The 11,948-nt window shown below is 39.6% G+C and carries 11 protein-coding genes; 2 read left to right on the forward strand and 9 right to left on the reverse strand.

The window, feature by feature from the left end; translation table 11 throughout:
- Positions 1–130 precede the first annotated feature (130 nt).
- Positions 131–769: a YigZ family protein gene (locus tag QNH36_RS21735; RefSeq protein ID WP_283904198.1), complete on the forward strand. Its 639-nt coding sequence runs from the start codon at positions 131–133 to the stop codon at positions 767–769.
- A gap of 96 nt (positions 770–865) precedes the next feature.
- Positions 866–1,891 carry an LCP family protein gene (locus QNH36_RS21740; RefSeq protein ID WP_283904199.1) on the forward strand — a complete coding sequence of 342 codons (1,026 nt, stop codon included), beginning with the start codon at positions 866–868 and terminating at the stop codon, positions 1,889–1,891.
- Positions 1,892–1,914: 23 nt separating this feature from the next.
- Here the strand turns inward: QNH36_RS21740 and QNH36_RS21745 are convergent, their stop codons facing one another.
- The 9 genes from QNH36_RS21745 to QNH36_RS21785 all read right to left on the reverse strand — a co-directional run bounded on the left by QNH36_RS21745 (position 1,915) and on the right by QNH36_RS21785 (position 11,909).
- Positions 1,915–2,589: a Wzz/FepE/Etk N-terminal domain-containing protein gene (locus QNH36_RS21745; protein ID WP_283904200.1), complete on the reverse strand. Its 675-nt coding sequence runs from the start codon at positions 2,587–2,589 to the stop codon at positions 1,915–1,917.
- On the reverse strand, positions 2,582–4,084 hold the full coding sequence (locus QNH36_RS21750) for an O-antigen ligase family protein (RefSeq protein ID WP_283904201.1): 1,503 nt from the start codon (positions 4,082–4,084) through the stop codon (positions 2,582–2,584). Before QNH36_RS21750 ends, QNH36_RS21745 begins: the two co-directional genes overlap by 8 nt.
- An 83-nt stretch (positions 4,085–4,167) precedes the next feature.
- The gene (locus QNH36_RS21755; RefSeq protein WP_283904202.1) at positions 4,168–4,878 is read right to left on the reverse strand and encodes an acyltransferase; all 711 of its coding nucleotides are present in this window, start codon (positions 4,876–4,878) and stop codon (positions 4,168–4,170) included.
- Between the two features lie 18 nt (positions 4,879–4,896).
- The gene (locus QNH36_RS21760; RefSeq protein ID WP_283904203.1) at positions 4,897–6,006 is read right to left on the reverse strand and encodes a DegT/DnrJ/EryC1/StrS family aminotransferase; all 1,110 of its coding nucleotides are present in this window, start codon (positions 6,004–6,006) and stop codon (positions 4,897–4,899) included.
- A gap of 21 nt (positions 6,007–6,027) precedes the next feature.
- On the reverse strand, positions 6,028–7,161 hold the full coding sequence (locus QNH36_RS21765) for a glycosyltransferase family 4 protein (RefSeq protein ID WP_283904204.1): 1,134 nt from the start codon (positions 7,159–7,161) through the stop codon (positions 6,028–6,030).
- A 16-nt stretch (positions 7,162–7,177) separates the two neighbouring features.
- A complete protein-coding gene (locus tag QNH36_RS21770; RefSeq protein WP_283904205.1) occupies positions 7,178–8,395 on the reverse strand; it encodes a glycosyltransferase family 4 protein in 1,218 nt (405 codons plus the stop codon).
- A 3-nt stretch (positions 8,396–8,398) separates the two neighbouring features.
- On the reverse strand, positions 8,399–9,460 hold the full coding sequence (wecB, locus tag QNH36_RS21775) for a non-hydrolyzing UDP-N-acetylglucosamine 2-epimerase (protein WP_283904206.1): 1,062 nt from the start codon (positions 9,458–9,460) through the stop codon (positions 8,399–8,401).
- 74 nt (positions 9,461–9,534) lie between these two features.
- Complete coding sequence (locus QNH36_RS21780; RefSeq protein WP_144478088.1) at positions 9,535–10,869, reverse strand: nucleotide sugar dehydrogenase; 1,335 nt, start codon at positions 10,867–10,869, stop codon at positions 9,535–9,537.
- A 23-nt stretch (positions 10,870–10,892) separates the two neighbouring features.
- On the reverse strand, positions 10,893–11,909 hold the full coding sequence (locus tag QNH36_RS21785) for a Gfo/Idh/MocA family protein (RefSeq protein ID WP_144478090.1): 1,017 nt from the start codon (positions 11,907–11,909) through the stop codon (positions 10,893–10,895).
- Positions 11,910–11,948 lie beyond the last annotated feature (39 nt).

Here is an 11,948-nt window from a genome sequence, read left to right on the forward strand (position 1 = left end):
CAATCATAAGACACCATTGTCCCCCGATTGCCGTCAACTTATAATGAATTGTAGCACTAAGTACCCGTGTCGAACATACAAACGATGTCGAATATAGTGTTGGGAAATTTTCGAGAGAGGTGAGCCAGATTTGCTTCCAAGTTACTATACGGTAAAAGGTTATGGAGAACATGAAATCGAGATTCAGAAATCGCGGTTCATTGCATATATTGAAAGAGCAGAAACAGAGGAAGAAGCACAGGAATTCATCCAAAAGATCAAAAAGAAGAACTGGAACGCAACACATAATTGCTCGGCTTATATGATTGGCGAAAATGATCAAATCCAAAAAGCCAATGATGACGGCGAGCCAAGCGGCACTGCCGGTGTGCCGATTCTCGAGGTTCTAAAAAAGAAACATCTAAAAGACACCGTTGTGGTTATAACCCGTTATTTTGGGGGCATCAAGCTGGGTGCTGGCGGTCTGATCCGTGCATATGGAAAAGCTACGTCAGATGGACTGGCAGCGACAGGCATTGCTGAACGGAAACTTATGCTGGTAATGCACACAATAATCGATTATACTCTGCTTGGAAAAGTGGAAAACGAACTCAGATCCTCCGTTTATGAGCTGAAGGAAATTCACTACATGGATAAAGTGGAAATTGAATCCTATGTTGAGGAGGCACAAAAAGAAGTTTTTAAAGAGTGGATGGTCGAGATGACTAATGGTCAAGGCCTAATATTCGAAGGGGAAGTCGTTTATTTGGAAAACGATATCACTTTGTAATATTTGTCTTTTTCTAAATTCTTATTAAAAATCAGAGTTTTATATATTATAATTAAATATTGCAGGATTAATCGATTTATATAAAGGATGTTATTTATGAAATCCCAAAACCAAACTCCAACGAATCGGAGTACGAAAGCATATAAAAAGAAAAAACGCAGAAGACGAAACCTTTTGCTTTTTCTTATATTGATATTTATTTCTTTGGTCAGCTTTTCTGGCTACCTGTTGTTCCAGACATACGCAGTTGCAAAAGATTCATATGAAGAGCTTGAAGGCCGTGAAGAGAAATCTGTTCTTCGTGAGGAACCGGTGTATATATCAACCGACCCTGTTTCTGTCCTTCTATTAGGAATTGAAAATTATACCGATGAAAATGATCATGGCCGTTCAGATACAATTATGGTAGCAACCTTCAATCCGGACAAACAAACAATGAAACTCGTGAGTATCCCGCGGGATACATTAGTAAATATCCCAGGGTATAAGGAAGATAAAATCAATCACTCCTATTCGATAGGCGGAAAAGAAAAGGTAATTGAAACAGTCGAAGAGTTCCTTGATATTCCGATCGATTATTACGCTACCGTTAACTTTAAAGGATTTACCAATATTGTCGATGCTGTAGGCGGAGTAACCGTAGATGTCCCTTTTGATTTTAACGATATCAATCGTAACTGGGAAAGATTCTATTTCTATGAAGGCAAGCAAAAACTGAGTGGAGAAGAAGCACTTGTATACGCACGAATGAGAAAACAGGACCCACGAGGGGATTTTGGCCGAAATGACCGCCAGAGACAAATCGTTACAGGTGTCATTGATCGTTTATCCTCACCAAAGACACTCTTGAAAATCGACGATATTGCATCCGAAATTGGTGGCAATATAGAAACAAATATGCGGGTAAAAGAGGCACTTGCCTTCCGAAAGAAATACCCTAACTTCAATTCCTCTTCCATAGAACAGCTGGAATTAAAGGGCTATGATAATTATATTAATAATATTTATTATTTCGGTGTCGATCCAGACAATTTGGAGGAAGTAACAACAGAGCTTAAAAACCATTTAGAACTGTCTACGGCATCAGAAGAAGAGACACCGTCCGAGGATATCGAATATTAAAACAGCTGCCCTAAATGGGCAGCTTAATTTTTTTCTTCACGGAATAGTTCTGGAAGCAATAGTACCAATGCACTTATTATTAATCCAATCAACAAGCCAAATATTGCACGCTGTACAGGAGAAACAAAATGACTAGCTGAAACAGTGACATCATTAATAACTAATGCATCCTCCAACTCTTCGTATTGATCATAAAGTTTACTAAGAACTTCCTGCTTAGTTGCAGGTACCACTTCTGAATCGTTATTTTCTGCTTCTTCGATAAGAGTCTCAAGACGACTTTTTTTGTTTTTTAGCCATTCATCGCTATCCTGTATGAATCCATCTACAAATTTAGTTAGCGTTTGCTCAGCTACTTTTTCATCTGGGTCATTAAAAGTTAATTTTAATGTTTTATTGGATACTGTCTCTTCAACTAATAGCCTCGATTTAAGCTCCTCTATATCTAAATCAAGGTCATAGTTTTCATTTAATTTCTTTATAAAAAGTTCTGATGTTAATTTCTTTTTCATAATTGCAGGATTATTCCTAGTGTCTTGCTCGTAGTTCCCTAGCATGATTTCAGCCTCAGCTGTATAACTTGCAGGCTGCTTCTCCGCAAAGATATAGCCGATTCCGGCAGTTAATAATGGAATTAGCAACAAAAGTACTGCTAATTTTTTCGCGCGATGAAGAATTCTTTTTAATAGTTTATTCATTATTGTTTAGCTCCTTCATTTTCCCCTTGTTTTTATAACGAAGATTTATATAGCCTATGGCAAAGGCAACTAATATCCAGGAATAGTTCAAAGTCATAAAAGAACTTGGACTAATGCTTGCCAATGAGAATGCAACTAGACTTGTGCTTAAAGCCTGGGTTGTCATTCTATCGAACCAATGCTCTGAATTTTGGTATAAACGGAACAGGCTGACAATCATCCATAAATAGAGAAGTAAATATCCAATAAAAATAATAATGCCATAATGAACGAATATCTCTGCCCACCAATTATGAATATTTACAATTTCATCTGTAGGGAGTACCGCAAAATTCTTCATATAATACTCAATATTCCCTGCACCTATACCCATGCCAAAAGAGTCTGCAATAAACATAAATGCGTTTTTCAAAAGATTGATTCTTATATCGGTCGACGCTACGGCATTGTCTGATGAGGTAAACGCACTGACTATTTGGCTCCCTACCTTCTGTAGAATGCCATTCATTAAATCATTAAGGAATATATAAGCTCCTGTAAATCCTATTAGTCCCAGGATAACCAAATATCTTTTTTCTTTTAGCTTAGTGAAAAACAAAAACCAGAAAACCAAGCCTAAAAATAGAGAAAGCAAATTAGCTCGAGACTCGCTGACATAGATCTGAAAGATGGCTGAAACCACCAAAAATCCCGCAACTAGTCTAATAAATAAAGGTTTAATTCTCAGCACGCCTGGTTTATATCGGTGGAACACAGCAAAAGCAAAAAAGAAACTTAGGGCCAAATAGCTGGCATAATCATTTTCATTTGCAAAGACTGCGGTCGGGCGGTGCTGAACATAGGCTCCCATGTTGCTTAGACGGGAAACAGGCAGCTGCTGTTTGGTCAGGTAATTCCAATAACCAATTGCAACCATAAAACCCATGACCAACACCCAGGTATATAGCAAAGCAAGATAATCTTGCTTTTTATCAAAGAGGATAGTAAAAAGGAAAATAAAGAATATCCCTGAAATAAGAAAGAAAATATCTTTTACACCATCTGATAAAGATTGTACCCATAGTAATGATAAAATAGCGTAAGCAATCCATGTAAGTAAAAATATTAGGACGGGCTTCACAGGCTCTTTGCTGTACAAAGACATATTTTTGCTTTTTAACCAGCTACGCAAAAAAATGAATAATGCCACAGGCAAAAATAAACGATATGGAAATAAGGAAATGGGGCCTACTTTGAGGGATATTAGACCTGGACCAATAAAAGAAGAAACAATAAATGCATAAAGCAACAGGCGATTTAAGCCAAATCTTTCCCATAGTTTCCATGCAATAAAGATTAGAATTGGAAGAATGATTAGGGATAAAACAACTGCAGCTAAAATCAGAAAGTGATTCGTTAATGATGAGATGTGCACTACTCCCCATGCCAATAAGAGTGAAATCAAAAAGGCCGCTATTATTTGCTGGATAAGTTTAAGATTATGTAAGTTCTGCATCCTTTTCACCTTTCAACCTTGATTTATATCCCATTACATTGTACAGGAGGCAGGTGTAAAACACCAACCCCCTGAATGAATTGTTATTGATTTCTAAGTAGCTGGTTTTCTGGAACTTTACGGATGACTTTTGCAGGCGTACCTACAACAAGTTCTTCCTGTTTAACATCTTTTGTTACGATGCTTCCAGCTCCAACAGCTCCATCTTCTTCGATGGTGATACCAGGAAGTGTAGTCGTATTCGCACCAATACGGCCGCCATTTTTAATTGTAATGCCCTTGAATTTATCATATCTTTCGGCTGACCGGGCCATATAATTATCGTTAGTAGTTATTACTCCCGGAGCCACGAACACATAATCACCAAGTTCAGAATAAGCAGTGATATAGCAATTTGTTTCAAGCTTGCACTTCACGCCAACTTTACAATCATTTTCAACAGCTACTCCGCGTCCAACGATTGTCTTTTCGCCAATTGTAACTCTTTCGCGGATGGTAGCTAGATCCGCTACAAATACATCATCTGCTAATTCTGCATTAGCGTAGATGATCGAAGATGTACCAATTGTACATCCTGAGCCGATAACAGTTGGCGGCAGCTGTTTAACATCAGGCAAGATAGAATTCTTTGCCCTGCTAGGCTGCTTACCAATGACGACATTATCCTGGATCAGGACATTGTCGCCAATTTTAGCACCATCATAAATGATGACGTTGTGGCCAATGGAGACATTCTCTCCAAATGTTACATTTTCTCCGATTACTACGTTATTTCCCATTCTTGGAGTATTCATATAAACCCTCCCTATCCCTTATTTTGAATAAAATTCAGCAATCTTGCTTACTACATATTCCTGCTGTTCCAGCTTCAATTCTGGGAACATTGGCAGTGATAATGCTTCTGCACATGCTTTTTCTGTTTCTGGAAGGTCTCCTTCTTTATAACCCAACTCAGCAAATACAGGCTGAAGGTGCAATGGCTTTGGATAGTAAATCATTGTGCTGACACCATTTTCTTTCAAGAAGGCCTGAAGCTCATCCCTTCTTTGAACGCGAATTGTATACTGGTGGAATACATGGTGGTTATGTTCTTCAATAAACGGAGTGAAAATATCTTTTACACTCTCATTCAATAATTTTGTATAGTTTTCTGCCTTTTCACGACGAAGATTACTCCATTCGTCCAAGTGCGGGAATTTTACATTAAGAATGGCAGCCTGAAGCTCGTCAAGACGGCTGTTGTAGCCAAGGACGTGATGGTAGTATTTTGGCTTGCTGCCGTGCACACGAATAACGCGCATTCTTTCTGCAATCTCATCATCTTTTGTGACGATCATGCCAGCATCTCCATACGCACCAAGGTTTTTAGTCGGGAAGAAGCTATAGCAAGCTGTTGTCCCCAGTTCACCAACCTTTTTGCCTTTATATAGAGAACCTATTGCCTGTGCAGCATCTTCAATTACAGCAAGGTTATGCTTCTCTGCAATTTCTACAATTGCATCCATATCAGCCATTTGTCCATACAGGTGAACGGGAACGATAGCCTTAGTCTTTTCAGTGATAGCAGCTTCAATTTTCTTAGGGTCGATATTGAAGGTTTTTGGGTCAATATCAACAAATACAGGAGTGCCTCCTGCTCTAGCTACTGCGCCAGCCGTTGCAAAGAATGTAAATGATGGGACAATTACTTCATCCCCCTGTGTAACTCCACAAGCCTGCAAGGAGATATGCAATGCGTCACTGCCGTTCGCTACACCGATACCGTGTGAAACGCCACTGTACTCCGCTACATCACTTTCTAATTTCTTTACATTGGCTCCAAGAATGAAATGTGATTTTGACATCACATCGTCCAAAGCCTCCATTATTTCACCTTTAAGTGTTTGGTATTGTTCTGATAAATCAAGCATTGGTACGTTCATCTTATTCTTACCTCTTTTCATTTAATATGAAGCAGATAAACTGCCTTCAAGCTTTTCATATACTTCCACGAGCTTTTTACTTTCTGCTTCCCAATTATAAATAGTTTCAACAGCATGACGGCCATTTCGTCCCATTTGGGCAGCTTCTTCTTGATTTTCCAAAATCCACTTCATTGCGTCAGCAATCTGGTTGACATTCAATGGATCGACGCAAATACCGCAGTTGTTGTTTTCCACTATTTCCTGCCAGATAGGAAAATTTGAAGCAATCACGGGTACGCCAGCTGACATGTATTCAAACATCTTGATTGGCAAAGACACGACAAATCGCGGTTCAGGGTGCAATAGAACAAGTCCCATATCCGCTTCCGCCAATGTTTTTTTTACTCCATCCCTATCAAGAAAACCTTTAAAGTCGGTATATTTGAATCCGTCCATGCTTCTGACTTCATTTTCAAGTGCTGGAGGTGCAAAAGATCCAGCAAGCACGAAGGTGCATGGTACAGTTTCATTAAGCCTTTCAACAGCCTGTACCATTTCCTTGATTCCTCTTAAAACATAGATACCTCCGATGTAGAGTGCGGTATTTTTTGACTGGTCCACTTTGTCATTATAATCCGCCGAAAGCTCATGTAAAAGAGGATAATTGTGAATGGTTATTGTATTTTCGTTGTAGGTCTTGAACCTCTCAGAAATGGTTGGTGTCGCTGTTGAAATAGCATCAAATTTCTTCGAAGCATACCTCTCGTAACTTTTTACCATCACTGAAATGAACTTCCGCAGTGGCCTTGGGATCCATTGCTTTGACAAAACCTGTTCAGGCACATCTTCATGGACATCATAAATGACTTTTTTCCCTTTTGCCTTTAGTTTCAATCCAATTGGCATCAGTTCTGGGTCATGGAAATGATAAACATCCGCATCGATCTCAAGAGCTTTTAAATACACTTGTTTTGTAGTATTCCGCATTCGGTCTAACTGACCCTTTGCAGAGGATTGAATGCCGCGGATCTTTACTCCTGCCTGCTCATAATCCTCTACATTGGGAACCACGTAATAAACTTCATGACCTGCCTTTTGCAGCGACTGGCATTCTTTTATAAAAATACGCGTATCATTTGCAGAGTGTACTGATGTTAAATGGCAAACCTTCATTTTTTCACTACCTTAGTTAATCCTGAATATTTTTTATCAAATCATCTACAATGAACTTCCAGGAATAAAACTCTTCTACAAATTTTCTTCCAGACTGTGAATATTGCTTATACTCCTGTGAATCCATCGCTGCACAGTCCAAAATCTTATTGGCAATGTCATCCGGATTTTCAGGTTCAGCGATAATGCCACAATGGTTATTCTCAATCAATTCTGCACTTTCCCCGACTCCGCAATATAATACAGGTACACCGCTGGCTAGTGCCGGAAAGATTTTAGAAGGACGTGCTCCTTTAAATAACTCAATATTCCTCAGAGAAACAATCGAAAAATCGGTGATTGAAAAAACATTGGGCATTTCCGTTACTGGCACAGAATCATGGAAGACAAGGTTGGTAAGTTTCAAATCATCCTTCAGCTTGATAAGCGTCTCTTTTTCGGGTCCATCACCAATGATTAGAAATCTCACATCAGGATTTAATCCTTCAACAATCTTTGCGGCTTTTAAGACTGAGTCAAGTCCCTGGGCATAACCAACCCTTCCGGCAAAGGTAAAGACTTTCTTGCCTTCGAATCCAAGTGTCTCGAGCCAATCTTTGTTTGCTTCCCTCGGCGAAAATGTCTCTGTGTTAACGCCATTCGGCAGGAGGAATACATTTTCCCGTTTCTTCCCCTTTTTCACCATGTACTCAAGAATTCCTTCAGTCGCTGTTGCGATCTTCCAGGATTTTTTATATAGCCAGTTCTCAAGTACTTCAGCCATCCTGATAAATGTCTTATTTTTCAGTATACCCAGTTCGACTGCAGATTCGGGCCAAATATCAGCCACATTGAAAACAAATTTGGCTCTTTTGATTTTTGATGCAAAGTAGCCAGTAATCCCTAAAAACAATGGTGGTGATGTACAGATAATCACGTCAGTTTTCTGTGATTTAAACACCGAGTAGAAAGCACTGAAAGTAAATGAAAAATAAGAAATTAACCTCAGCCAGAAACTCCCTTTTGGACTTGGATAGATCCAGCTCCGATGTACCGGGATTCCATCAAGATGTTCAAATTGATAAAACTTCCCCTTATACTCATCAGGAATGATGCCGTCTGGATGATGAGGAAATGCAGTCAGCACTTCAACTTCATGACCACGCTTAATCAGTTCCCTGCTCACCTCATAAAGCCTGATTTGAGGAGCACCTGTTTCAGGAGGGAAATTTTCACTTAAAAATGTAATTCTCATATGTTAAACCTCTTTGTTGAAATGCTGAACTATTTTAGCTGAAGCTTGTCCATCGCCAAAATAGTCTTTATACGATGGCCGAACGTCTTTTTGGATTGCCTCCAATATTTTTCCCACATCTGTACCTGTAAGAATATTAGCTTCATCCTCAAGTGTTTCAACCCACTCTGTCTGTTCACGTAATGTGACACATGGAATTTCAAGGAAGTAAGCTTCCTTTTGCATCCCACCCGAATCAGTTATGATTTTCTTCGCATTGCTTACAAGCGAAAGGATATCAAGGTACCCAACAGGGTCAATTATCTGTAGATCAGGCACCAAACTCAGGTCTAATCCCATTCCGCTTAAGATATTTCTTGTGCGCGGATGGATTGGCCACACCTTTTTCCCTTCAATTTTTGAAAATGCTTCGATGATATTTTTAATGTTGGCAGGGTCGTCAGTGTTTTCCGCACGATGGACAGTAATTAGGTAATATTCGCCTTTTTCCAGCCTATGATCAGTCAATATAGTTGACTTTTCTTTAGAAAGATTACGGTTATAAAGGACAGCGTCATACATAACATCGCCGACATTAAAAACATTCCTGGCCACATTCTCGTTTTTTAGGTTTTGAACTGCTGTATCTGTTGGACAGAATAGGTATTCAGAAATATGATCAGTCATGATTCGATTAATTTCTTCTGGCATCCTCTTATTGAAGCTTCTTAAGCCAGCTTCGATATGGATGACAGGGATATGCAATTTAGCTGCTGCCATTGCGCCCGCAATCGTGGAGTTCGTATCTCCATATACAAGCAGGTAATCAGGCTTTTCATCAAAGATAATTTGTTCAATACCTTCAAGCATGTCAGCTGTTTGTTTTCCGTGAGTAGACGATCCCACATTTAAATGATAATCCGGCTTAGGAATATTCAATTCATCAAAGAAGATATCACTCATATTTTTATCATAATGCTGTCCTGTATGGACATATATTTCTGTATGTAATTTTCTAAGTTCTCTAGATACAGGAGCTGCTTTGATAAATTGAGGCCGTGCTCCAATCACAGTCAGAAACTTCATAAAAGAATCCCCTTTGTTTAAGACATATGAAGAAGTAGCATAGAATACTCTCTATGCTACTTATCCAATTTTGTTTATAGCTTAACGTATTTTTCTGGTTTTTGATAATTTTTCATTGCGTTTCTTGTATCGAACAGTACTTTACTGTATTTGCCGATCATCTCGTAATCAAATGCAGTGTGATCTGTAGTGATGACCACAAGATCCGCTTCTTCAAGAACCTGTTGAGATAACTCGACTGTTTCTACAAAAATGTCACATGAACGGAATGATTTAACATGCGGATCGCATACCATCAGTTCTGCCCCTTCATCCCTTAAAGTTTCAACGATTGGAAGAACTGGAGATTCACGAACATCATCGATATCCTTCTTGTAAGCAACACCAAGAATGGCAATTTTTGATCCTCTTAATGCCTTTCCTTCGCCATTAAGTGCATACATTGCCTTATTCACAACAAATTCAGGCATGCCATTGTTGATTTCGCCGGCAAGCTCGATCAGACGGGTATGATAGTTATATTCCCTTGCTTTCCAAGTGAGGTAGAATGGGTCGATAGGAATGCAATGGCCTCCTAATCCAGGTCCAGGATAGAACGGCATGAAACCATATGGCTTTGTAGCAGCCGCATCAATTACTTCCCAAACATCGATGCCCATCTTATTGCATAGAATCGCCATTTCATTAGCTAATGCAATATTGATATGACGGAATGTATTTTCAAGAATCTTCTCCATTTCAGCAACTGCCGGGCTGGAGACCTGGTGCACATCCCCTTCAAGAACACTCTTGTACATTTCAGAAGCGATTACAGTACAAGCAGGTGTGATCCCGCCAACAACCTTTGGAGTATTTTTCGTATTATAGTGCTTGTTACCCGGGTCAACACGTTCAGGTGAGTAAGCAAGGAAGAAATCTTCTCCGCACTTTAAGCCGCTGCTTTCAAGAATTGGCTTTAATACTTCTTCTGTTGTTCCTGGATAGGTTGTACTTTCCAGAACAATCAGCATGCCCTTATGCAGATATTTTGCAATTTCCTTACCAGAGCTCTCAACATAGGAAGTATCCGGCTGCTGATAAGTATCAAGCGGAGTTGGGACACAGATGGCTACTGCATCAACTTCCTGGATTTTCGAGTAATCAATTGTAGCAAACAATTTTTTTTCCTGGACAATCTCTTTCAATTCCTCGTCGACTACATCCCCAATATAGTTAATTCCCTGATTAACCATATCAGCTCTCTTTTGCTGTACATCAAAGCCGATTACCTGGTATCCAGCCTTCGCTTTTTCTACTGCAAGTGGAAGTCCCACATAACCAAGTCCGACTACACCAATGGTAGCGGTTCTGTTCGTAATCTTTTCAAGAAGTTCCTGGCCGATTTGGCTTAATTGTACTTGTTCGTTCATCTTTAATCCCTCATTCTCTTTCATTAATTTATTTTAACAGGTTTATTAGAACTTGCTGACTCATAAAATGCCCTTACCAACTCAAGCGCTTTTCTTCCGTCAAGGCCGGTTACTATAGGCTCTCGATCCTCTTTAATCGCCTCAACCATGTCCTCAATTATGCACTGATGTCCAGGCTTCCCTATAGGGTCATTTTTTACAGTTTCTACAATATCATTCACAGCTTCTGCTGTCATGTCCTGAACATTCCAATGTTCAACCAGACTGGCTGTTTTGCCGCCAACCTTAATGGTGCCAGTTTCGCCGAAAACACTGATCGTTTCTTCAAGATTGGATGGATAAATCGTTGTGGCTGCCTCTACTATACCCAAAGCGCCATTTTTAAAACGGATTACGCCTGTCGATACATCCTCTGATTCAATATTGCGAAGCCTTGTAGCTTCCATACTGTAGACTTCCTCAACATCCCCCATTAGCCAAAGGATCAAATCGAGATTGTGGATGGCCTGGTTCATTAACACTCCGCCATCGAACTCCTTTGTGCCGCGCCAAGGGGCCTGGTTATAATACTCATCATTCCTATTCCATCTTACCGTTGCATTCGCATGGCTAAGTTTGCCTAGCTTTTGCTCATCCATTGCCTTTTTAAGCTCTATCATTACTGGACGGAAGCGATTTGGATGGACAACCGACAATTTCACATCATTTTCCTTACATGCATGAATAATTGCATCTGTATCTTCAAGAGTCATAGCAATCGGCTTTTCTACGACGATATGCTTCTTGGCATTCGCAGATTCTACCGCTATATTTGCATGGAATCCACTTGGAGTACAAATGTTGATCACATGTATTTCATCATTTTTCAACATTTCAGTTAACTGCGTATAGCCTTGCACATTATATTGCTCAATAAATGGCTCCATCTTTGATTGGTCTGTATCACAAACAGCAACAAGGTTCGCACCTTCAGCCTTAGTAATTGCTTCTGCATGTTTTTTAGCAATATGGCCGCAGCCGACAATAGCAAAATTCACCATCAGAATATCTCCTTCACGAATTATTTAGGCACCAAAGTT

The sequence above is a fragment of the Mesobacillus sp. AQ2 genome, assembly GCF_030122805.1.
In the GTDB taxonomy this organism is placed as follows: Bacteria; Bacillota; Bacilli; order Bacillales; family Cytobacillaceae; genus Mesobacillus; species Mesobacillus oceanisediminis_A.

Bases quoted from the DNA above. Each gene is read 5' to 3' on its own strand.
- QNH36_RS21740 (WP_283904199.1), top strand. From the start codon at position 866: ATGAAATCCCAAAACCAAACTCCAACGAATCGGAGTACGAAAGCATAT.
- QNH36_RS21745 (WP_283904200.1), bottom strand. From the start codon at position 2,589: ATGAATAAACTATTAAAAAGAATTCTTCATCGCGCGAAAAAATTAGCA.
- QNH36_RS21750 (WP_283904201.1), bottom strand. From the start codon at position 4,084: ATGCAGAACTTACATAATCTTAAACTTATCCAGCAAATAATAGCGGCC.
- QNH36_RS21755 (WP_283904202.1), bottom strand. From the start codon at position 4,878: ATGAATACTCCAAGAATGGGAAATAACGTAGTAATCGGAGAAAATGTA.
- QNH36_RS21760 (WP_283904203.1), bottom strand. From the start codon at position 6,006: ATGAACGTACCAATGCTTGATTTATCAGAACAATACCAAACACTTAAA.
- QNH36_RS21765 (WP_283904204.1), bottom strand. From the start codon at position 7,161: ATGAAGGTTTGCCATTTAACATCAGTACACTCTGCAAATGATACGCGT.
- QNH36_RS21770 (WP_283904205.1), bottom strand. From the start codon at position 8,395: ATGAGAATTACATTTTTAAGTGAAAATTTCCCTCCTGAAACAGGTGCT.
- wecB (WP_283904206.1), bottom strand. From the start codon at position 9,460: ATGAAGTTTCTGACTGTGATTGGAGCACGGCCTCAATTTATCAAAGCA.
- QNH36_RS21780 (WP_144478088.1), bottom strand. From the start codon at position 10,869: ATGAACGAACAAGTACAATTAAGCCAAATCGGCCAGGAACTTCTTGAA.
- QNH36_RS21785 (WP_144478090.1), bottom strand. From the start codon at position 11,909: ATGGTGAATTTTGCTATTGTCGGCTGCGGCCATATTGCTAAAAAACAT.